The following is a 21,523-nucleotide window of genomic DNA, read 5'->3' on the forward strand; positions in this document are numbered from 1 at the left end:
TCCGGTCAGCTCTTCAGCGAGTCCGCAGCATCTTGCGGATCGACCAGGCCTCACCGTCCGAGGAGCCCTTGATGTCGTCGATCTTCCAGCTGCCGGCCTCTCGCACGAAGTCGTAACGCACGATCTGGTCAGCGGGTTTGCGGTCGTTGCGGTGGCCGGTGATGGTCACCGCCAGCGTTGCCTTGTCGGCCTCGATCTTCTCCGCGTCAACCCTGAATGACTTCACGTCCGGTTCCTGCGAGTTGGTGACGGGATCGAAATCGATCGGCCCGACATCGCCCTTGGGCGTATGGGCATCCGCCTTGGCCCACAGCGCGACCAACGCCTTGGAGAGATATTTTGCTTTCGCCGCCTTGTTTTCGGTGACGAAGGCCGCGCCGCCATCGCCCTTGCCCTTGGCGGCCCGGGTGTAGATCGCGGTCAGGATGGACGTGGGATCGTTGGGGGCGGCGGTCTCGGCGAGGGCGGGCGTGACGGCGGCGAACAGAGGGGCGGCAAGGAGGTTGCGGCGGGTGAGCATGGATCGTCCCTGGGATGATGGCGCGCGACGAAAGGCCGGATTGGCCGGCGTCAGCGAATATCGCAGTAGACAGACGAAGACGCAGTTCGGTTCAATCGGCCGCCCTGGCGAGCCGCGAATCTTCCGGCTCAGGTTTGGCGCGGAGACAGCCCTGGCAGATGACCAGCGCGCGGTTGACCTTGGCATCTTGGTCGGCTTCGATTCCGTCGTGCTCGGGCCGGGCAGCGACGTGCGTTGCCCGCGACGGTTCGGCGGTACGAGGCTGATTGGGGTCTTCGCCGGCACCATCCCAGGCATAGCGCGCGGGCCTAAATGCGGTGTCCGAGGCGAGGTGGGCTTGCGGGGCTACGGCACATCCAGCGAGCGCCAGCGTGAGCAGGAGAACAACGGGCGCTTTGACCATGATGCGGCACTCTGTACGCGGATACAAACCGAGGTTGCCTCGATCATGTTTAAGATTCCTTGAACGAGCGCATGGATCGCGCCCGGCTGGTGGCCTTGCGAGGTCGCGCTCGATCGCGATAAATGGGCTGCAATGAGCGGGCGGCTTCCGTGCCGTTCGCCGTCGAAGAGGAAGCCCGATGCAGCCGCTCCGCATGTCTCGCCGCGTCATGAATCTCGCTTACATGCTGACCCAGAACGCGCGGCGGCATGGGTCGCGGCCCGGGTTCGTCTGGGGAGACAGATCGTGGACCTGGCGCGAGATCGATGCGCAGGTCTCGGCGCTGGCCGCGGCGCTCGCCGCGCGCGGCATCGCAAAGGGCGACCGCATCCTCGTCCATTCCAAGAATGGCGCCGAGATGTTTGTCTCCATGTTCGCCGCGTTCCGGCTCGGCGCGGTCTGGGTGCCCACCAATTTCCGCCTGATGCCGGACGAGGTTGCCTATCTCGCGCAGGCCTCCGGCGCGAAGGCGTTCCTGTGCCATGTCGATTTTCCCGAGCACGCCGCGGCGGTGAAGGGCGGCGCGCTGGAGTTCACCTGGAGCGTGGATGGCAAGGCCGCGTTTGGCGAGAGGTCCGTGGCTGACGCCATTGCATCGCAGGCCGGAACCGTCGTCCCGAACGTCGCGGTCGAGCACGATGATCCCTGCTGGTTCTTCTTCACGTCGGGCACCACCGGCCGCTCCAAGGCTGCGGTGCTGACCCACGGCCAGATGGGCTTTGTCGTCACCAATCATCTTGCCGACCTCACCCCCGGCGTGACGGAAGCCGATGCCTCGCTGGTGGTGGCGCCGCTGTCGCACGGCGCCGGCGTGCACCAGTTGGTGCAAACCGCGCGTGGCGTCTGCACCGTGCTGTTGCCGACCGAAAAATTCGACATCGACGAGGCGTTCCGCCTGATCGAAAAGCATCGGGTCGGCAATCTGTTTACGGTGCCGACGATCCTCAAGATGATGGTCGAGCATCCCGCCGCCGACAAATACGATCATTCCTCGCTGCGCCACGTCATCTATGCCGGTGCGCCGATGTATCGCGAGGATCAGAAGGCTGCGCTCAAGAAGCTCGGCAAGGTCATCGTGCAATATTTCGGCCTCGGCGAGGTCACCGGCAACATCACGGTTCTGCCGGCGGCGCTCCATGATCTTGAGGACGGGCCGCATGCGAAGATCGGCACCTGCGGCTTCGAGCGCACCGGCATGCAGGTCTCGATTCAGGACGACGAGGGCCGTGAGCTCGGGGCGAACCAGAGTGGCGAGATCTGCGTGATCGGGCCGGCGGTGCTCGCGGGTTACTACGACAATCCCGAAGCCAATGCGAAGGCGTTCCGCAACGGCTGGTTCCGTACCGGCGATCTCGGCCACATGGACGAGGAGGGCTTCGTCTACATCACCGGGCGGGCGTCGGACATGTACATCTCCGGCGGCTCCAACATCTATCCGCGCGAGATCGAGGAAAAGATCCTGACACATCCCGCGGTCGGCGAGGTCGCCGTGCTCGGCGTGCCCGATGCGACCTGGGGCGAGGTCGGTGTCGCCGTCTGCGTTGCGCGCGAGGGCGCAAAGCCGGTCAGCGAAGCCGAGATGGCCGCGTTCCTGTCGCCGAAGGTGCCGCGCTACAAGATGCCGAAGCGGTTCTTCTTTTGGGAGGCGTTGCCGAAATCCGGCTACGGCAAGGTGCCGAAACGCATGGTGCGCGACGAGCTCGAGGCGCGTGGGCTGCTCGACCTCGACAAGATCAAGACGGGCTGAATTTACCCGATGCGGAGCATCAAGCAGCCGGGCGCGTCGATCCCCGAGCGTATCCAATGGGTGGAGGCGAGGGGCCGCGCCTTTTCGTTCAGGCTCGAGGCGGGACTGCCGTTGCTCGAAGCCGCGCGCCGCGGTTTCGCGGCAGAAGGATTTGCGGGCGGCGTGCTGAATTTTGGTCACGGCGCGTTCGCCCCATTCGGCTATGTGATGCCGGCGCTGTCGAAGACGGGCGACAACGCGGCATTCTACAGCGACACCTATCGGCCCGCCGGTGTGACGCGCACCAGACTCGGCAGCATGACGCTGGGATCGCGCGACGGTGCACCGTTCTTTCACTGTCACGGGCTGTGGACCGAGGCGGACGGCAAGGAGAGCGGCGGCCACATGCTGCCGGACGAGACCGTCATTGCCGAACCGTTCGAGGTGCAGGCTTTTGGGATCGACGGCGCGATGTTCATCGCCGAGCCGGACCCCGAGACCAACTTCAAGCTGTTCGGGCCTGTTACCGCCGCAAGCACCGGCGCGCGCACCACCCGCCGTGCCTTCGCGCTGCGGCTGCGCCCCAATCAGGATTTTGCCAGCTCTCTCGAAGCCTTCTGCCTCGCGCATGGCATCGCGCGCGCCAAAATCCACGGCGGCGTCGGCTCGACCATCGGCGCCCGTTTCACCCATGGCGGCGTGACAGAGCCGTTTGCCACGGAGCTCGCGATCACAAACGGGATGATCGCGCCTGCTGCGTCCGGCGTGCTGGAGGCGGCGCTCAACGTCGCCCTGATCGACTACACCGGCGGCATCGCCGAGGGCCGTCTGATCCGCGGCGACAATCCCGTGCTGATGACCATGGAGCTGGTGCTGGAGGTCTTGGTTTAGCTTCGGCCGCTTCATGCCGGCGGAAGCGAGCAGCCCAATCGACATTCGCTTTCTCTGTCGTCATTGCGAGCGCAGCGAAGCAATCCAGAATCCCGCCGCGGAGACAGTCTGGATTGCTTCGCTGCGTTCGCAATGACCGGCTTGTCGTTGCCCGCTCAGTCCCCCAAGCGGCGTCTCAAATCCCAGATGTATCCGTAGCCGTGCGGTTGCGCGAAGCGCCGTCCGCTCGGCGTAGCCCACCAACTTCGATCCGCATTCGCTGAAGCATGGTGGATCACGCTTCGCTAATCCACCCGACGCCTCCACATAAGGTACCCGCAATGTCGCGGATATTTTCGAACATGTAATCGGGCGCAAGGGCCCGCAACGCCGCCGGCGCGGCGTAGCCCCAGCTGACCGCACCGCAGGAAATTCCCACCGTACGCGCGGCCTCGATGTCGCGGACCTCGTCGCCGATCGAAATGACCTCGGCTGGGAGTACACCGGCGTGCCGGATCACGCGGCGGAATTTGGCGGGCTTGCCGAACACGGAGGCGGCGCAGTCGAAATGCGAGAACAGCGCGGCCGACGCACCGAGCTTCGACTTCGCATTGGCCTCGCTGTCCGATGTCACCAGCGCAAGCTGCACGCCGTTTTCCGCAAGGGTCTGCAGCATCACATCAATGCCTGCAAATAGCGAAATCTCGCTCGCGGCTTCTCCCTTCAGCCGCCGCGCAAACCGCGCGATCGCCGGCAGCTTCCACACGGGTACCTCGAGCCGGCTGAGGATCTCCCGCGTCGAGGCATGCCGCAGCCCCTCGACGTCCTCATCGGCGACACGACGGAAGCCGAAGCGGTCGGCGACGTCGTTGATGGTGCGCAGGAACCAGGGGAAGCTGTCGACGAGGGTGCCGTCGAGGTCGAAGATGGCGAGGGAGAAGGGCATGGGCTTAAAGTAAGACTGGCAGCGGCCGGAGCCCAACTGCTCGGTACTACTGAGCAGTTTCACTCGGAAAGTTTGAACCCTTCCTGTAACCTGTTTTCGCTTGAGGTCGATCGGGAATTCGTTCGATGATCTTGCTCTTCATCATCTTGTTGAATATTCGCTTCACGGAGTTTTCCGACCCAATGAAAGTAATTTCGCGTGCCTTCGCGTTGTTAATTTCCGAGTTAACTCTCAAATACTCGCAAATCAGTTCTTCTGGCGACGCTAACTTCTCATGACGAAGTGTAACTTTCACGCTACCGTCTAGCTGCTCAATAACCGGATCCCGAAATTTCAATTTTCGCATCGCTTCAAAAGCGGTGTTGAGTCCCTCGCCAACGTCCTTATTCGGTGGGTCTTCATATTTGTTAATCAGGCGCACGATCCTCTGGTTTCGAGCAAAGCGCTCTTCGAGAATATTTTCAACGGTGACGTGAGCGGGCAACACACCAGGACTCTGAACTTCGATGCGGTTATCATAGATGCGAATGTGAATGTCGTCATTTAGGCTGTAGTCCCGATGGAGTACGGCATTCGTGATGATCTCGTGAATGGACTCCCGTGGATAGGAGACTTTTTCAAGTCCTGTCGTTCCAATTACTGAGACCTTTTCGACAATATCAACGGTCGCCTGCACGGCTTTTGCGATTAACGCGTACGCATGTCCTTCGATGCTGCTAGGGTTTCCAACCAAGGTATCACGTGTTCCTGACCCCGATGTTTGGTATCGGTAGATCTTGATGCCGGCCTTGGGGAGGGCCGCTTGGGGCTCCTCCGCATATAAGAGGACGGCGGCTACTGTTGGCCTTTCCTCATCGATGAGCTGTTGCTTTTTGAGCCACGGCAGAGGTTCTGCCGTGGGGATGTTCGCGAGCATAAACTCGAGCACCGGCTTAGAGTTCGTAACCTCAGCGACATCAATCTTGACGATGTGGTCCTCGTAAGAGGTGATGCCCTTGTTGAACTTCAGCCTCGAAATTTGATCTTCTTGCGTTTGAGGAAGGTTTTGCGCCCCACGCCTCAAATAGAAGACCTTATCGCTGGCGGACCGGATATCCGGAGTCTTCAAAATCTCGCAATGCAGCAACAAACCTGGATATCGATCTGATTTCAAAAACTGGTACTTAAAATAGCTGCCGAGCGGGAAGAACTCTTCGAATGCTTGGATGTGGCCATTTGCGGCCTCCGGATCTACAAAACCCGACCAGCGCTTAGTCGGAGATCCACTATTCAGGACCCCAATAAAGAGTTCTCCACCATCAGCGTTGGCGAATGCCGAAAGTGATTTAGTAAGCTTCGCCGGCGAAACTTCTTTGGCCTTAAAGTCTAAGAAGTGACCTTCGCCGCGAGCCAGGAGATCGGCAAACTGAGCGTCGGATAGGGCTGTTACGTCGATTGCCAAGCTACTTCACTCCCCAGCCCATGTTTTTTGGTTAAGTTCGAACAGTAACGGCCAGCGCTGCAACTTCAAGAAGAAAGGGAACTTGCCAGGAGTAGAACATGGACGGGAAGTTACACCGCTAAGGCCCCCAAACGGTCTCCTCGGTCCATCCGAGTTCGGCAAACTCGCCGGCGCGAAGCGGCGCTTCTCCTGCCGCGAAGAACTCATCGAGCTGCGGCGGCGCCACTGATGTGTCCGACAGCATGGCGTGCGCCTGGCCGCGATGATGAATCTGATGCTGGAAGAGATGCATGAGCAGCCGGTCACGGCGTTCGATTTGGACGCGCGTGTCGCGGTTGATACGGACATTGCCGTCGAGCAGCTCAGGCGTCAACGCATCGCAGATCGCGAGCAGGCGCTTGTCCATTGCGGCTTGAGCGGGATTCAACCCGGACAGCGAGGGATAGGGCACTTCGTTCTCCCAGGCCCGCGGTCCGATCCAGCCACCTTCGAGCGCATCGATGTAGAAGAGATCGATGACGTAGATGTGGTTCAGCGTGCGCTGAAGGCTCGGGAAGAACCCGGTTCGCGGAGCCTCGAATTCGGTCTGGCTGAGACCGGCGCAGGCGGTGAGCAGGCGATGGTTCGCCCAGGCATTGTTATGGGCGAAAGCGCGATAGGTTTGCACGAGGCCGGCGGACATATCGGCATTTTCCTTCAGTCGGCGCCTGGCTAGAGGGCGGTGGCGGATTACGCTTCGCTAATCCGCCCTACGGCTCCCAAAGTCATTCCGCCGCCTCGCTCGTGCTCCTTCGCTTCGGCTTGCGCGCCTTCTTCAGCACCGGCTCCAGGAATTTGCCCGTGTAGCTGCGCTGCGCCTTCACGATGTCCTCGGGCGGGCCCCAGGCGACGATCTCGCCGCCGCCATCGCCGCCTTCGGGGCCGAGGTCGATGACCCAGTCGGCGGTCTTGATAACTTCGAGATTGTGCTCGATGACGACGACCGTGTTTCCTTGCGCGACCAGCTCGTGCAGCACCTCCAGGAGCTTCTTGACGTCGTGGAAGTGCAGGCCGGTGGTCGGCTCGTCCAGGATGTAGAGCGTGCGGCCGGTGGCGCGTTTTGACAGTTCTTTCGCGAGCTTGACGCGCTGGGCTTCGCCGCCCGACAGGGTCGTCGCCTGCTGGCCGACATGGATGTAGTCGAGCCCGACGCGGTGCAGGGTCTGGAAGGTTTCGCGCACGCGCGGCACCGCCTTGAAGAATTCGGCGGCTTCCTCGACCGTCATGTCGAGCACGTCGGCGATGGACTTGCCCTTGAACAGGACCTCCAGCGTCTCGCGGTTGTAGCGCTTGCCCTTGCAGACGTCACAGGTGACGTAGACGTCTGGCAGAAAGTGCATCTCGATCTTGATGACGCCATCGCCCTGGCACGCTTCGCAGCGACCGCCCTTGACGTTGAAGGAGAAGCGACCGGGCTCGTAGCCGCGGGCCTTAGCTTCGGGGAGGCCGGCAAACCATTCACGGATCGGCGTGAAGGCGCCGGTATAGGTCGCCGGATTCGAGCGCGGCGTGCGTCCGATCGGCGACTGGTCGATGTCGATGATCTTGTCGATATGCTCGAGGCCCTCGATGCGATCATGAGGAGCTGCGCCTTCGCTGGCGCCGTTGAGCTTGCGCGCGATCGCCTTGTAGAGCGTGTCGATCAGCAGCGTCGACTTGCCGCCGCCGGACACGCCGGTCACCGCCGTGAACAGGCCGAGCGGAATCTCCGCAGTGACGTTCTTGAGGTTATTGCCGCGCGCGTTCACCACCTTGATGGTGCGGCGATGGTTCGGCGGACGCCGCTCCGGCACCTCGACCTCGAGCTCGCCGGTCAGGTATTTGCCGGTGAGCGATTTCGGGTTGCGCATGATCTCGTCGGGCGTGCCTTCGGCAACGATGTTGCCGCCATGCATGCCGGCACCGGGGCCAATGTCGAGGACGTAGTCGGCAAGCCGGATCGCATCCTCGTCGTGCTCGACCACGACCACGGTGTTGCCGAGGTCGCGAAGCCTTTTGAGGGTGTCGAGCAAGCGCGCGTTGTCGCGCTGGTGCAGGCCGATCGAGGGCTCGTCCAGCACGTAGAGCACGCCTGTCAGGCCCGAGCCGATCTGCGAGGCGAGGCGGATGCGCTGGCTCTCGCCGCCGGACAGCGTGCCGGAGGAGCGGGACAGGGTGAGATAGTTGAGGCCGACGTCGAGCAGGAAGGTGAGGCGCTCGCGGATCTCTTTCAGGATGCGCCCGGCGATCTCGTTCTGCTGCGCGTTCAGTGCCTCAGGCACGGTCTCGAACCAGGCGCCGGCGGCCTTGACGGACAGCTCGGAGATCTCGCCGATATGCTTGGCACCGACCTTGACGCAAAGCGCCTCGGGCTTGAGCCGGAAACCGTTGCAGGCGCCGCAGGGTACGTCGTGGAAATACTTGGCCAGCTCCTCGCGCGCCCACTCGCTCTCGGTCTCGCGATAGCGGCGGTTGATGTTGGTGATCACGCCTTCGAACGGCTTCTTGGTGTCGTAGGAGCGGACGCCGTCCTCATAGGAGAACTTGATCTCGTCCTCGCCGGAGCCATGCAAGATCGCGTCTCTCGTCTTCTTCGGCAGATCCTTCCACTTGGTGGTCAGGGTGAACTTGTAGTGCTTGCCGAGCGCCGTCAGCGTCTGCACATAATAAGGTGACGACGATTTGGCCCAGGGCGCGATCGCGCCCTTGCCGATGGCGAGCTCCTTGTCGGGGATGACGAGGTCTTCGTCGACATGCTGCTCGACGCCGAGGCCGCCGCAGGCCGGGCACGCGCCATAGGGGTTGTTGAACGAGAACAGGCGCGGCTCGATCTCGGGGATGGTGAAGCCGGAGACGGGACACGCGAATTTTTCCGAAAACAGGATGCGCTCGGGCCCGCTCTTGTCGTGGATCTTTGCGGTCTTCTTTTTCTCCTCGACCGGGGCGGCTGCCGGCGCATCCGCGAACTCGACCACGGCGAGGCCCTCGGCGAGCTTCAGCGCGGTCTCAAAGCTTTCGGCGAGGCGCTGGCCGATATCGGCGCGCACCACGATGCGGTCGACCACGACGTCGATGTCATGCGGGAATTTCTTGTCGAGCGTCGGCGCTTCTGCGAGCTCGTAGAACGTGCCGTCGATCTTGACGCGCTGAAAGCCCTTCTTCAGCCATTCGGCGAGCTCCTTGCGGTACTCGCCCTTGCGGCCGCGCACGACGGGCGCGAGCAGATAGAGCCGGGTGCCTTCGGGCAGCGCCAGGACGCGGTCGACCATCTGCGAGACGGTCTGGCTTTCGATCGGCAGGCCCGTGGCCGGCGAATAGGGCACGCCGACGCGCGCCCAGAGCAGGCGCATGTAGTCGTAGATCTCGGTGACGGTGCCGACGGTGGAGCGCGGATTCTTCGAGGTCGTCTTCTGCTCGATCGAGATCGCCGGCGACAGGCCATCGATCTGGTCGACGTCGGGCTTCTGCATCATCTCCAGGAACTGGCGGGCATAGGCCGAGAGCGACTCGACGTAGCGGCGCTGGCCCTCGGCATAGATGGTGTCGAAGGCGAGCGAGGATTTGCCGGAGCCTGATAGCCCGGTGAACACCACGAGCTTGTCGCGGGGAATCTCGACGTCGATGTTCTTGAGGTTGTGCTCGCGCGCGCCACGGATCGTAATTGCGCGCAGGCTGGAGCCCGCGTTCTGCTGTTGGCGCTTCGCCTTGATCACTTCATCCATCCGGTTTGCCCTCAAGGAATCCCAAAAGCTACGCGATCGCGCCAACGTGCAGGCGCGCTTCGCCCGGAACCGGGATCGGCGCCAATGGGGTTGTGAGCGAACGTAGGAAGAACGAAGGCGGATTTCCAGTGGGACTTGCGAATCGTCAACGGATTGTTGGCGCGCTGGCGGGATTTGGCAGCAGCGCCCGGCCATGGGCCCCAACGGAACAACAAAAAGGCCGGCGCGAGGCCGGCCTTTCGTGACGATGGCTTTGGAGACGAAGCTCGGTACTGAACTCAGTACTTGGCGACGACCGGGCCGTTGAAGTGATAGTTCACGCCGAACTGCACGGTGTGCAGGTTGAGCGTGCCGGAGGGCAGGTTGCCCCCGAAGTAGTTCTCGCTGCCGAGGCTGCGATACAGGTACTCACCCTTGATCGACCACTGCGGAGCGATGAAGGCTTCGACGCCCGCGCCGACAGTCCAGCCCGAGTGGAACTTGCTGTCGGAGATGCTCACGCCCAGCGCGGAGAGGCTGATCTTGTTGTCGATCCAGGCGTAGCCGCCGGTGCCGTAGAACAGCACGTTGTTGACGGCGTAGCCGATGCGGCCGCGCACGGTGCCGAGCGCGTCGGTCTTCGAGTTCGCGGTCACGACACCGAAACCGGGAACAGTGGCCGCAGCGGAGGCGCTGACGTCAGCCCAGGCGCCATCAGCCTCAACGCCGAACACGACATTGCCGGTCTGCCAATTGTAGCCGGCGGTGCCGCCGACGAAGCCGCCCTGCATCCGCGGGCTGTTCGCGTCTTCCCAGGCGCCGCCGCCCATGAGACCGAGGTAGAAGCCGGTCCAGTTGTAGACCGAGGCCATCGCGACAGGCGCCTTGGTGTAGGGGCGAGCCGCCAGATCGGCAGCCGAAGCGGCGCCGGTGAGGGCAATCAGAGCGGCCGAAGCCAACAAAACCTTCTTCATTTTCAACTTATCCCAGTCCCAGTTTCTGTTGTTGCCTTCCGTAAGATCGGAAGGGCATCGGACGCTGTGGTCCAACTAACGACGTGCTTACACCACTGAAGCCGCAAGTTGTGTCTCTCAAAAGCCACAACAAATACAAAATGTAATAGTAGCTGACCCATAGTTCCCGCAGGGAACACGACAGCAAAAGGCCGGCGCGCGGCCGGCCTTTTATTCTCGAATGATTTCAGGTGGATCAGTACTTCGCGATGACGGGGCCGCCCCAGCGATAATTGACGCGGACGAGACCCATGTCGACATTCTGGCCGATGCGATCGGTCTGGAATGCACCGCCGCCGGGCGCATTCAGCGTCAGAGTCCTGCTGCCCAGGAAGATGTGGTCGTACTCAACGCCAACCGACCAGTTCGGCGCAAAGCCGAACTCGAGGCCGGCGCCGACCGTGCCGCCCCAGCGGTTATCGCTGGTCGAGGCGAGCAGGGTGCCGGCTCCAGCGAATCCGGGCGCGGTGTAGATATTGAACTTGTCGGCGACCACGGCACCGCCGCCCTTCACGTAGAACAGCACGTTGTTCCAGGCATAACCGACCTGGCCCGTGATCAGGCCGAAGGCGTCGATTTTCGAGCGGTTGCGCTGGCTCAGGATGAGCGCGCTGACATTGTCGCCGGAGAAGTCGGCCCAGTTGCCTTGGCCTTCGAGGCCGAACACCCAGTTGGCGGACTGCCAGCGATAGCCGACCTGGCCGCCGACGGTGCCGCCGGTCGCATTGTGGCAACCCTCGCCGAGCAGCGCGCCGGTGGTCGCCGCGAGGAAGTCCCAGCACTTGTGGCTCGATCCGCCACCGCCGTTGATGCCGATGTAGAAGCCGCTCCAGTCGTAGATGGTGGCGATCATCGGCGGCGGCGCCTTGGTGTAGGGACGCGCCGCAAGATCGGCTGCGTCAGCCGGTGCTGACAAGCCCAAGGCAACCATACCGATTGTACCGAACAGAATTTTCTTCATTGCAGTCTCCCCAGTGTCGTCCGCTTCAGTCGTCCCCTGAAGCGGTCAATCAGGCGCGACGCCCATATGAACCAATTCCGAGTCGGACCGTAGTCCAATCCGGAGGCGGAGTCCGTCTCCGGAATGCAACACTCGTCGGCCAACTGAGGGGGCATAACCTAATGAAGATTAAGCATTTTCTTGCCTGTGCCGGTTCCAATTCATGATGTCGTGCATAGAGGCGGCGACTACCGATTGCACGCTTGGGTCGCATCAATTTCGGTAGGAACAAATCTGGAACAAATGTTTGGTCGGTGCTATATGTGGGGATAACCAAGGGTGTGCCGGGCCGATCGGCCCTCGTAAGCGTATAGGGTCGACCCAACAGGCGGCAGCGCGGGCGCGCCTTTTCGAAATTCAGTGCATTTGGAGTGGAGAGCGGCGATGGCGGGAAGCGTCAACAAGGTCATTCTGGTCGGAAATCTCGGCAAGGATCCGGAAATCCGCCGCACCCAGGACGGGCGGCCGATCGCGAATCTGAGCATCGCGACCTCCGAGACCTGGCGCGACAAGAATAGCGGCGAGCGCAAGGAAAAGACCGAGTGGCATCGCGTCGTGATCTTCAACGAAGGGCTTTGCAAGGTCGCCGAGCAGTATCTGAAGAAGGGCGCCAAGGTGTACATCGAGGGGGCGCTTCAGACCCGCAAATGGACCGATCAGAGCGGTGTGGAGAAGTACTCGACCGAGGTCGTGCTGCAGGGTTTCAACTCGACGCTGACGATGCTCGACGGCCGCGGCGGTGGCGGAGGCGGCGGCAGCTTCGGCGACGAGCCGGGCGGCGATTTCGGCTCGTCCGGTCCGGTCAGCAGCGCACCGCGCCGCCCCGTGGCCGCGGGCGGCGGTGGCCGCAACAACGACATGGACGACGATATCCCGTTCTGAGGCGAGGCGGAGCTTCGCATTTCGCCTTGCTCGCGGGAAGCGGCAGGTGTTCCCACTGATTGGCCGGTTGGATCGGGGTACCGATCACCGGCGCATCATGGTCCCAATGTTTGTGGGCGCGCCGGTGGTGGCGGGGCTGTTCACGCTGCCGCCCGGGCGCATGATGCATGACGTGGTTTTCGGGACCTGAGCGGCGGTTCCCGGAGGCTTGCCCAGAGCTTGCCCAAGGCGGTACCAGGAAGGGCGTAAGTCTCTGGAAGAACAGTCGGAAAAAGCGCTTCCCGGAAGCCTCCAAGGGTGGTTATCAGGGCCTCGATGCGCTATATGATTCCCAGATAAAACTTCACCGGATTCCCCCTTGGCTGACGACGACAACAAGCCCGGCGACCAGCCGGCGCAACCCTCGGACATTCGCCCCGTCTCGATCTACGAGGAGATGAAGAAGTCCTACCTCGATTACGCCATGAGCGTGATCGTGTCGCGCGCGCTGCCCGATGCGCGCGACGGGTTGAAGCCCGTGCACCGCCGCATCCTGTTCTCGATGAACGAGGAAGGCTACACACCCGACAAGAAGCACAAGAAGTCGGCCGGTATCGTCGGCGACGTCATGGGCCAATACCATCCGCATGGCGACCAGGCGATCTATGACGCGCTGGTCCGTATGGCGCAGCCCTTCTCGATGCGCGAACTGCTGGTGGACGGGCAGGGCAATTTCGGCTCCGTCGACGGCGATCCGCCGGCGGCGATGCGGTATACCGAATCCCGCCTGACCAAGATCGCGCTCAAGCTGCTCGACGACATCGACAACGAGACGGTCGATTTCCAGGACAACTATGACGGCTCGACCAAGGAGCCCGTGGTTCTGCCGGCGCGGTTCCCCAACCTGCTGGTCAACGGAGCCGGCGGCATCGCGGTCGGCATGGCCACCAACATCCCGCCGCACAATCTCGGCGAGGTCATCGACGCCTGTCTTGCGCTGGTCGACAACCCGTCGCTGACCATCGACGAGCTCAACAACATCATCCCGGGCCCGGACTTCCCGACCGGTGGCATCATCCTCGGACGCCAGGGCATCCGCAGCGCCTATCATCTCGGCCGCGGCTCCATCGTGATGCGCGGCAAGGTCGAGTTCGAGACGATCCGGAAGGAGCGCGAGGCGATCGTCATCACCGAGATCCCGTATCAGGTGAACAAGGCGACGATGGTCGAGCGCATCGCCGAGCTCTACAAGGAAAAGAAGATCGAGGGCATCTCCGATCTGCGCGACGAATCCGACCGCGATGGCTACCGCGTCGTCGTCGAGCTCAAGCGCGATGCCGTGCCCGACGTGGTGCTGAACCAGCTCTACAAATTCACGCCGCTGCAGACCTCTTTCGGCGTCAACGCCGTCGCGCTCGACAGTGGTCGTCCGCAGACGATGAACCTGAAGGACATGCTGACGATCTTCGTCGGCTTCCGCGAGCAGGTCATCACACGCCGCACCAAATACAAGCTGCGCAAGGCGCGCGAACGCGCGCATGAGCAGGTCGGTCTTGCGATCGCGGTCGCCAATATCGACGAGATCATCAAGGTCATCCGGACCTCGCCGACGCCGGCTGCCGCGCGCGACACCCTGATGACGCGTGACTGGCCGGCCCGTGATGTCGAGGACATCATCACGCTGATCGATGATCCCCGCCATCGCATCAACGAGGACGGCACCATCCGCCTGTCGCTGGATCAGGCCAAGGCGATCCTGGAACTGCGCCTGGCGCGGCTCACGGCGCTCGGCCGCGACGAGATCGGCGAGGAGCTGGCAAAACTCGCCGGCGAGATCGGCGAGTATCTCGAGATCCTGCACTCGCGCGCCCGCATCCTCGACATCATCAAGACCGAGCTCGCCGAGGTGAAGGCCGAGTTCGCCACCCCGCGCCGCACCGTGATCATGGAGCAGGAAGGCGAGGTCGAGGACGAGGACCTGATCCAGCGCGAGGACATGGTCGTCACCGTCTCGCATGCCGGCTATGTCAAGCGCGTGCCGCTGTCGGCTTATCGCGCCCAGCGCCGCGGCGGCAAGGGCCGCTCCGGCATGCAGACCCGCGACGAGGATTTCGTCAGCCGGCTCTTTGTCGCCTCAACTCATACTCCGGTGCTGTTCTTCTCGTCCCGTGGCCAAGTCTATAAGGAAAAGGTCTGGCGCCTGCCAATGGCGGCACCCAACGCGCGCGGCAAGGCGCTGATCAATATCCTGCCGCTGGAGCAGGGCGAACGCATCACCACCATCATGCCGCTGCCCGAGGATGAATCGACCTGGGCGCAACTGGATGTAATGTTCGCCACGACCGGCGGCAACGTTCGCCGCAACAAGCTGTCCGACTTCGTCGACGTCCGCCGTTCCGGCATCATCGCCATGAAGCTCGACGACGGCGAAGCGATCGTCGACGTGCAGATCTGCACCGAGCGTGACGACGTGCTGCTGACCGCGGCCGGCGGCCAGTGCATCCGCTTCCCGGTCCCCGATGTCCGCGTCTTCACCGGTCGCACCTCGATGGGCGTGCGCGGCATTGCGCTCGGCGAGGGCGACAAGGTGATCTCGCTGGCGATCCTGCGCCATGTCGAGACCACGTCCGATGAGCGTTCGGCCTATCTGAAGATGCGCCGCGCGGTCGCCGGCGAAGCTGCGGCTGAAGAGCCGGCAGCCGATGCCGAGGCGGAGGAGACCTCCGGCAGCTTCCAGCTTCCGCAGGAGCGCTATGCCGAGATGTCGGCGGCCGAGCAGGTCGTGCTGACCGTCTCCGTCAACGGCTATGGCAAGCGGACCTCGTCCTACGAGTACCGAACCACGGGCCGCGGCGGCAAAGGCATCGTCGCCATGAGCGTCAACAACCGCAACGGCAACCTGGTGGCGTCCTTCCCGGTCGAGGATGCGGATCAGATCATGCTGGTCACCGACAAGGGCCAACTGATCCGCTGCCCGGTCGAAGGCATCCGCATCGCCGGCCGCTCGACGCAAGGCGTCATCGTGTTCGATACCGCCGAGGACGAGCACGTCGTCTCGGTCGAGCACATCACGGAAGAGGCCGAGAGCGGAAATGGCGCGAATGGGGAGACGAACGGGGATTGATGCGTCATTCCCGTAGCCCGGATTTCGCTGCGTGCTCCATCCGGGCTACGCACGTGTCCTAAATCTCCAGCTCCGTCCCGAACTCCACGACCTGCTTGGTCGGAACCCCGAAGAACGCGGCCGATCGTTCGGCGTTGCGCTGGAGGAAGGCGAACAGGCCTTCGCGCCACACCCACATGCCCGGAACGTCCTCGCGCGGGATGATGGTCTCGCGCCCGACATAATAGGTGATGTCGGAGAGGTCGATGCCGGGCAGCTTGCCCTGGCGGCAGGCGAGCGTCAGTCCTTCATAGATCGTCGGGTTCTGCATGAAGCCGTAATGCAGGATCACGCGGGTGATGCCGGGGATGATCTCGATGATTTCGGCGCGGTCCGCCTCGGCGATGTGAGGCAGTTCCTCGATCAGCACGGTGACGAGGATGATGCGCTCGTGCAGCACGTGGTTGTGCTTGACGAATTGCGTCAGTGCGAGCGGCACGCCTTTCGGCGCCGAGGCCAGGTACACGGCGGTCCCGGGCAGCCTTGCCTTGCACTTGTTGACGGCGGTTTCGATCAGGTCTTCCTCTGGCTGGCGCAGCCGGGCGCGGGCCGCCTCGACCAGCTTCACGCCTGCGCGCCATGTCAGCATCAGGAAGGCGACGAGGCCGGCGAGCAATAACGGAAACCAGCCGCCCTCGAACAGCTTGATCGAGTTGGCGGAGAAGAAGATCACGTCGATCACGAAGAAGAAGCCGTTCACGGCGACGACGAGCCACGGCGAATAGCCCCACTGGATCGCGACCAGGGCCGCAAGCAGCGTGGTGATCGCCATCAAGAGCGACACCGCGATGCCATAGGCGCCGGCGAGCGCATCCGAGGTGCCGAAGCTGAGCACCGCGCCGAGCGTTGCTGCGGCGAGCAGCCAGTTCACCAGCGGCACGTAGATCTGTCCGATCGCATCGCTCGTGGTGTGGCGGATCTGCATGCGCGGCAGGAAGCCGAGCTGGATCGACTGCTGGGTCAGCGAGAACACGCCGGAGATGATGGCCTGCGAGGCAATCACGGTCGCCAGGGCCGAGAACGCGACCAGACCGTAATGCAGGAAGTCGGGGCAGAGCTGGAAGAACGGATTCTCGATCATCGTGGGATCGGTGATCAGCAGCCCGGCCTGGCCGAAATAATTCAGCACCAGCGCCGGCAGGCAGATCCCGAACCAGGCGAGCCGGATCGGCAGACGGCCGAAATGCCCCATGTCGGCATACATCGCCTCACCGCCTGTCACCGCGAGGAAGGCGGCACCCAGGATGGCGAAGGAGACCTGGAAGTCCTGATGGATCAGGAAGTCCACGGCGTAGAACGGGCTGAGCGCCGCCAGCACGGCCGGCGCCTTGAGGATGCCGTGGATGCCGAGCGCGGCCAGCACGAGGAACCAGGCCAGCATGACCGGTCCGAAGATGCGGCCGATGAAACCGGTGCCTTGTTTCTGCATCACGAACAGGCCGACCAGGATGGCGATGGTCAGCGGCACCACGACCGGCGAAAGCGAGGGGGCGTCGACCTTGAGACCTTCGATGGCTGACAGCACCGAGATGGCCGGCGTGATCGCGCCGTCGCCATAGAGCAGGGCAGCGCCAACGAGGCCGACCACCAGCAGATGGGCGCGCCAGCTGCCGGGCTGGGCGTGACGGGCATGCAGCAGCGCCAATAGCGCAACGATGCCGCCTTCACCGCGGTTGTCTGCGCGCAGGATCAGCAGCGCATATTTCAGCGAGATGATCAGCAGCAGCGCCCACAGGATCAGCGAGGCAACGCCGAGGACCGCGTCTTGTGTCACCGTGCCGCCATGCGCAGCCGCCTTGGCGGCTTCCTTCAGCGCATAGAGGGGGCTGGTGCCGATATCGCCATAGACCACCCCGAGGGCGCCCATGGTCATGGCAAGCGGAAGCGGATTGGGTTGATGGCCGGAAGCGACTGCGGGCGTACTGGACAATTGCAAACCCCTCAATGGGACCGCGCCCATCGGGCCGTTCCGAGGGGCGCGCGCGTCAGACACTCTGCGACGAGACGTCGCAAATTGCCATGGGGTTTCTACCGGGGTTTGTGTCTGCGTTTATGACGCCGGCCTGACAAATCGTCTACGGCGTGCGGTCGGCCGTCACGAGGCGAGCAACACGCACGTCAGCCTTGGTGCCGGCGCGGCGCAGGCAGGAAGCCTCGAAGTTCGGCCACGCCTGCTGCGAGCAGTCCCTGCCGATGGCCTTGATGTCGAGCCGGTCGCCCTTGGCCAGCGGTTGCGGCACGCTCGCTTCGACGGTCGGAGCAAAACCGGGCAGGAGGGTGAGGGCTGCAGCAACACACGCAGCAACGGCGATCGCTGAAAGAGCTTTGATCATTGACGTCCCCTGTGATGCGGCCGCTACGCCCAGTATGCGGCCCGTCATTCGTTGGCTGGATTAGTAACCATGGCCAGTTTCCGGACGTCTTCGCCGATGCCGGAAATGGTTTCGTCCGCGTCCCGTTGTGTGTCGTGGGCGCCCCGAGGACGAAACAAACCAGGGCTTTCCGACGCGGGATGCCGGGAAAATCGTCAGGAAACTGCCGCGGAACCCGTCCGGCTTGCCGGGCGGGGCCGGGCGCGGTAGGACGAAGCCATGCCGCGCATTGCCTTTTACCCGGGTTCCTTCGACCCCATCACCAACGGCCATCTGGATGTGGTCCGGAGCAGCGTGCCGCTGTGCGACCGCCTGGTGGTCGCGGTCGGGATCCATCCCGGCAAGAAGCCGCTGTTTTCGACCGAAGAGCGGCTCAAGATGCTTCATGACGTCTGCGGGCCGGTGGCGGCGCAGGCCGGTTGCACGCTCGAGGCCGTGACCTACGACGATCTCGCTGTGGCCGCGGCGCGCAAATACGGCGCCACCATCATGATTCGGGGTCTGCGCGATGGCACCGATCTCGACTACGAGATGCAGCTCGCCGGCATGAACGGCACCATGGCGCCCGAGGTGCAAACCGTCTTCCTGCCGGCCTCACCCCTGGTCCGCCCGATTACCGGCACATTGGTGCGTCAGATCGCCGGTATGGGCGGAGACGTCTCGGCCTTCGTACCGCCGCTCGTTGCATCTCAGCTCAAGGCAAAATTCGCCTGAAAACGGCGCGCTTTTTCATCTCACCTGATCCGGAGTTTTCATGAACCGTCGTATCGCAATTCTTGCCACGATGTTTGTCGCGCTGGTTGGCGCGGTCCCTGCGATCGCGCAGCAGCTGCCGGCCAATCTCGACAAGGCCAATGCGCTCGTCATCGACACCACCAAGGGCCGCATCGTCATCAAGCTCAGGACCGACCTGGCGCCGCAGCACGCCGAGCGCCTGAAGCAGCTCGCGCGCGAGGGCTTCTACAACAACGTGCCGTTCCACCGCGTGATGGACGGCTTCATGGCCCAGACCGGCGACGGCCAGAACGGCAACGGCACCGGCGGTTCGAAATATCCGAATCTGAAGCAGGAATTCTCCAAGGTTCACTTCGCCCGCGGCATCGTCGGCATGGCCCGGCGCGGCGATAGCGTCGATACCGCCAACTCGCAGTTCTTCATCATGTTTGCCGATGGCGGCAGCCTCGACGGCCAGTACACCGTGGTCGGCGAGGTCGTGCAGGGCATGGACGTCGTCGACAAGCTGAAGAAGGCGCCGGCCGGCTCGCCGAGCGGCACCGTCACCGATCCCGACAAGATGGTGAAGGTGCAGGTCGCCTCCGACATCAAGTAGGAGGGCGCATGGCGCGCCGCGGCGACAGGCTTCTGCTGGCTGCCGCAGCGCTCCTGCTCGGCACGATCGGCGCCGCGGCCGAGGACGCGAAGGTCGACACCATCGCGGACATCTCCAAATACTTGCAAACCTGCTGGAAACCGCCACCAGCCAGCAAGGCTCACCCTATCGACATCACCGTCATCGTGAGCTTTAACCGGAGCGGAAACATTTTGGGCCATCCGCGAATTTCCTATGAATCCGCGGATGCCACCGACGAAGACCGGCTGCAATACCGCATCGCAGTGATGGAGACATTGCAGCGCTGCACGCCGTTGCCATTTACCGATGCAATGGCCGGCGCGGCCGCGGGACGTCCCTTCGCGATCCCGATCCGTCGCCGGAAGACTTCACCTCCAACACAAGAGAGACGAGCATGAGCGTCACCGAAAACACATTGATCCTCGAGACCACGCAGGGCCCCGTCACCATCGAAATGCGCCCGGACCTCGCGCCCGGCCATGTTGCCCGCATCAAGGAGCTGGTCCGCGAGGGCTTCTACGACGGCATCGTGTTCCATCGTGTGATCGAGGGCTTCATGGCGCAGACCGGCTGTCCGCACGGCACCGGCACCGGCGGGTCGGGCAAGAAGCTGAAGGCCGAGTTCAACAAGGAGCCGCATGTCCGCGGCACGACCTCGATGGCGCGTGCGGCGAGCCCCGACTCCGGCGACAGCCAGTTCTTCATCTGCTTCGACGACGCCCGCTTCCTCGACAACCAGTACACGGTATGGGGCAAGGTCACCGAGGGCATGGAGAACGTCGACAAGATCAAGCGCGGCGAACCGGTGCAGAATCCGGACAAGATCGTCAAGGCGCGGATGGCGGCCGACAAGGAGTAACGGCGGCTTCTTGCCGTCGTCATGCCCCGCGCAGGCGGGGCATGTGGTTACGATTATGATCGTGAGTACTGGATCGCCCGCCCCAGTGCGCAAGTGCGCACAAGGCGGGCGATGACAAGTTCTGGGCATGCGCACTGATCTCTTCGATTTCGATCTGCCGCCCGAGCGCATCGCATTGCGCCCGGCCAGCCCGCGCGACTCCGCGAAGATGCTGGTCGTGCAGAACGGCGCGCTGCGCGACCAGACCATTGCCGATCTGCCGCAATGGCTGAAGCCGGGTGACCAACTCGTCGTCAACGACACCAAGGTGATCGCGGCGCAGCTCAAGGGCCGCCGCATCGGCCGCGAGACCGAGCCGAAGATCGAGGCAACGCTGATCAAGCGCCTCGATGGCTCGCGCTGGCAGGCGCTGGTGAAGCCGGCGAAGAAGCTCGTCCCTGGCGACCGCATCCGCTTCGGCAATGAGGGCAAGGTCTGCCTGCTCGGGCATCTCGATGCCGAGGTCGAGGCCAAGGGGATGGAAGGCGAGGTGACGCTGTCGTTCTCGTTCCACGGTCCGGCACTGGACCAAGCGATCGCCGATCTCGGCAGCCCGCCGCTGCCGCCCTACATCGCCTCCAAACGCACGCCTGACGATCAGGATCTCGCCGACTACCAGACCATGTTCGCGGCGAACGAAGGCGCCGTGGCCGCGCCGACCGCGGGGCTGCATTTCACGCCGGCGCTGGAGCAGCGGCTGCGCGCGCGGGGCGTCGGCATCGTCAGGGTCACGCTGCATGTCGGGGCAGGGACGTTCCTGCCGGTGAAGGTCGAGGACACCGACGCTCACAAGATGCATGCCGAATGGGGCACGATCTCCGCCGGGATGGCGGAGCAGCTCAACACCGCGCGAAAAAGCGGCGGCCGCATCGTCGCCGTCGGCACCACGTCATTGCGGCTGCTCGAGAGTGCCGCGAGCGAGGATGGCAGCATCCAGCCGTTCGCGGCCGAGACCTCGATTTTCATCACGCCCGGCTATCGCTTCCGCGCCGTCGATATCTTGATGACGAACTTCCATCTGCCGAAGTCGACATTGTTCATGCTGGTGTCGGCCTTCGCGGGGCTGGGGACGATGAAGCAGGCCTACGCGCATGCGATCGCGAACGAGTATCGATTCTACTCGTATGGGGATGCGTGCCTGCTGTTTAGGGCAGTACCGTAGGGTGGGTTAGCCGTAAGGCGTAACCCACCACTTCTCGGT

The 21,523-nt window shown here is 63.2% G+C and carries 18 protein-coding genes and 1 pseudogene; 9 read left to right on the forward strand and 10 right to left on the reverse strand.

Translation table 11 applies throughout. The features are described from left to right. Positions 1–5: 5 nt before the first annotated feature. Positions 6–520: pseudogene (locus XH91_RS17235) on the reverse strand (DUF3828 domain-containing protein). 91 nt (positions 521–611) lie between these two features. Further along, the gene (locus XH91_RS39420; RefSeq protein ID WP_128951677.1) at positions 612–923 is read right to left on the reverse strand and encodes a hypothetical protein; all 312 of its coding nucleotides are present in this window, start codon (positions 921–923) and stop codon (positions 612–614) included. Between the two features lie 178 nt (positions 924–1,101). On the opposite strand from XH91_RS39420, the gene XH91_RS17245 reads away from it, so the two are divergent. Both XH91_RS17245 and XH91_RS17250 read left to right on the forward strand, forming a co-directional pair. Further along, positions 1,102–2,709, forward strand: a complete 1,608-nt coding sequence (locus XH91_RS17245; protein ID WP_128951678.1) for an acyl-CoA synthetase — start codon at positions 1,102–1,104, stop codon at positions 2,707–2,709. 9 nt (positions 2,710–2,718) lie between these two features. Continuing rightward, entirely contained in the window at positions 2,719–3,579 is an 861-nt protein-coding gene (locus tag XH91_RS17250; RefSeq protein ID WP_128951679.1) for a PCC domain-containing protein, read from the forward strand. A 274-nt stretch (positions 3,580–3,853) separates the two neighbouring features. On the opposite strand, the gene XH91_RS17255 is transcribed toward XH91_RS17250, so the two are convergent. From XH91_RS17255 to XH91_RS17280, 6 genes are all read right to left on the reverse strand, one after another. After that, positions 3,854–4,504 carry an HAD-IA family hydrolase gene (locus XH91_RS17255; RefSeq protein ID WP_128951680.1) on the reverse strand — a complete coding sequence of 217 codons (651 nt, stop codon included), beginning with the start codon at positions 4,502–4,504 and terminating at the stop codon, positions 3,854–3,856. A 46-nt stretch (positions 4,505–4,550) separates the two neighbouring features. Next, a complete protein-coding gene (locus XH91_RS17260; RefSeq protein WP_128951681.1) occupies positions 4,551–5,945 on the reverse strand; it encodes an RNA/DNA-binding domain-containing protein in 1,395 nt (464 codons plus the stop codon). 118 nt (positions 5,946–6,063) lie between these two features. After that, on the reverse strand, positions 6,064–6,627 hold the full coding sequence (locus tag XH91_RS17265; protein WP_128951682.1) for a DinB family protein: 564 nt from the start codon (positions 6,625–6,627) through the stop codon (positions 6,064–6,066). An 82-nt stretch (positions 6,628–6,709) separates the two neighbouring features. Further along, on the reverse strand, positions 6,710–9,685 hold the full coding sequence (gene uvrA, locus XH91_RS17270) for an excinuclease ABC subunit UvrA (protein WP_128951683.1): 2,976 nt from the start codon (positions 9,683–9,685) through the stop codon (positions 6,710–6,712). 278 nt (positions 9,686–9,963) lie between these two features. Then, a complete protein-coding gene (locus XH91_RS17275) occupies positions 9,964–10,638 on the reverse strand; it encodes an outer membrane protein (protein WP_128951684.1) in 675 nt (224 codons plus the stop codon). Between the two features lie 235 nt (positions 10,639–10,873). Next, a complete protein-coding gene (locus XH91_RS17280; protein WP_128951685.1) occupies positions 10,874–11,638 on the reverse strand; it encodes an outer membrane protein in 765 nt (254 codons plus the stop codon). A gap of 423 nt (positions 11,639–12,061) precedes the next feature. On the opposite strand from XH91_RS17280, the gene XH91_RS17285 reads away from it, so the two are divergent. Both XH91_RS17285 and gyrA read left to right on the forward strand, forming a co-directional pair. Beyond that, positions 12,062–12,559, forward strand: coding sequence for a single-stranded DNA-binding protein (locus XH91_RS17285; protein ID WP_092234768.1), 498 nt, complete (start codon positions 12,062–12,064; stop codon positions 12,557–12,559). A 358-nt stretch (positions 12,560–12,917) separates the two neighbouring features. Next, complete coding sequence (gyrA, locus tag XH91_RS17290) at positions 12,918–15,662, forward strand: DNA gyrase subunit A (RefSeq protein WP_128951686.1); 2,745 nt, start codon at positions 12,918–12,920, stop codon at positions 15,660–15,662. A gap of 58 nt (positions 15,663–15,720) precedes the next feature. On the opposite strand, the gene XH91_RS17295 is transcribed toward gyrA, so the two are convergent. Together XH91_RS17295 and XH91_RS17300 are read right to left on the reverse strand one after the other, a co-directional pair. Further along, complete coding sequence (locus XH91_RS17295; RefSeq protein WP_128954878.1) at positions 15,721–17,574, reverse strand: potassium transporter Kup; 1,854 nt, start codon at positions 17,572–17,574, stop codon at positions 15,721–15,723. 202 nt (positions 17,575–17,776) lie between these two features. Continuing rightward, positions 17,777–18,034, reverse strand: coding sequence for a hypothetical protein (locus XH91_RS17300; protein ID WP_128951687.1), 258 nt, complete (start codon positions 18,032–18,034; stop codon positions 17,777–17,779). Positions 18,035–18,292: 258 nt separating this feature from the next. On the opposite strand from XH91_RS17300, the gene coaD reads away from it, so the two are divergent. From coaD to queA, 5 genes are all read left to right on the forward strand, one after another. Then, on the forward strand, positions 18,293–18,787 hold the full coding sequence (coaD, locus tag XH91_RS17305) for a pantetheine-phosphate adenylyltransferase (protein ID WP_128951688.1): 495 nt from the start codon (positions 18,293–18,295) through the stop codon (positions 18,785–18,787). A gap of 40 nt (positions 18,788–18,827) precedes the next feature. After that, a complete protein-coding gene (locus XH91_RS17310) occupies positions 18,828–19,403 on the forward strand; it encodes a peptidylprolyl isomerase (protein WP_128951689.1) in 576 nt (191 codons plus the stop codon). Between the two features lie 8 nt (positions 19,404–19,411). Further along, a complete protein-coding gene (locus XH91_RS17315) occupies positions 19,412–19,822 on the forward strand; it encodes a hypothetical protein (RefSeq protein WP_128951690.1) in 411 nt (136 codons plus the stop codon). Next, positions 19,819–20,283, forward strand: coding sequence for a peptidylprolyl isomerase (locus XH91_RS17320; RefSeq protein ID WP_128951691.1), 465 nt, complete (start codon positions 19,819–19,821; stop codon positions 20,281–20,283). The genes XH91_RS17315 and XH91_RS17320 overlap by 4 nt, the downstream gene beginning before the upstream one ends. Before the next feature lie 127 nt (positions 20,284–20,410). Then, on the forward strand, positions 20,411–21,484 hold the full coding sequence (gene queA, locus XH91_RS17325) for a tRNA preQ1(34) S-adenosylmethionine ribosyltransferase-isomerase QueA (protein ID WP_128951692.1): 1,074 nt from the start codon (positions 20,411–20,413) through the stop codon (positions 21,482–21,484). Positions 21,485–21,523 lie beyond the last annotated feature (39 nt).

Origin of the sequence: Bradyrhizobium guangzhouense, from assembly GCF_004114955.1 — a bacterium.
Lineage (GTDB): Bacteria > Pseudomonadota > Alphaproteobacteria > Rhizobiales > Xanthobacteraceae > Bradyrhizobium > Bradyrhizobium guangzhouense.

Coding starts and splice junctions, on each gene's coding strand:
- XH91_RS17320 (WP_128951691.1), top strand. CDS start 19,819: ATGAGCGTCACCGAAAACACATTGATCCTCGAGACCACGCAGGGCCCC.
- uvrA (WP_128951683.1), bottom strand. CDS start 9,685: ATGGATGAAGTGATCAAGGCGAAGCGCCAACAGCAGAACGCGGGCTCC.
- XH91_RS17275 (WP_128951684.1), bottom strand. CDS start 10,638: ATGAAGAAGGTTTTGTTGGCTTCGGCCGCTCTGATTGCCCTCACCGGC.
- XH91_RS17285 (WP_092234768.1), top strand. CDS start 12,062: ATGGCGGGAAGCGTCAACAAGGTCATTCTGGTCGGAAATCTCGGCAAG.
- XH91_RS17245 (WP_128951678.1), top strand. CDS start 1,102: ATGCAGCCGCTCCGCATGTCTCGCCGCGTCATGAATCTCGCTTACATG.
- XH91_RS17300 (WP_128951687.1), bottom strand. CDS start 18,034: ATGATCAAAGCTCTTTCAGCGATCGCCGTTGCTGCGTGTGTTGCTGCA.
- XH91_RS17280 (WP_128951685.1), bottom strand. CDS start 11,638: ATGAAGAAAATTCTGTTCGGTACAATCGGTATGGTTGCCTTGGGCTTG.
- XH91_RS17250 (WP_128951679.1), top strand. CDS start 2,719: ATGCGGAGCATCAAGCAGCCGGGCGCGTCGATCCCCGAGCGTATCCAA.
- XH91_RS17265 (WP_128951682.1), bottom strand. CDS start 6,627: ATGTCCGCCGGCCTCGTGCAAACCTATCGCGCTTTCGCCCATAACAAT.
- XH91_RS17315 (WP_128951690.1), top strand. CDS start 19,412: ATGGCGCGCCGCGGCGACAGGCTTCTGCTGGCTGCCGCAGCGCTCCTG.
- XH91_RS39420 (WP_128951677.1), bottom strand. CDS start 923: ATGGTCAAAGCGCCCGTTGTTCTCCTGCTCACGCTGGCGCTCGCTGGA.
- queA (WP_128951692.1), top strand. CDS start 20,411: ATGCGCACTGATCTCTTCGATTTCGATCTGCCGCCCGAGCGCATCGCA.
- XH91_RS17255 (WP_128951680.1), bottom strand. CDS start 4,504: ATGCCCTTCTCCCTCGCCATCTTCGACCTCGACGGCACCCTCGTCGAC.
- XH91_RS17295 (WP_128954878.1), bottom strand. CDS start 17,574: ATGACCATGGGCGCCCTCGGGGTGGTCTATGGCGATATCGGCACCAGC.
- coaD (WP_128951688.1), top strand. CDS start 18,293: ATGCCGCGCATTGCCTTTTACCCGGGTTCCTTCGACCCCATCACCAAC.
- XH91_RS17310 (WP_128951689.1), top strand. CDS start 18,828: ATGAACCGTCGTATCGCAATTCTTGCCACGATGTTTGTCGCGCTGGTT.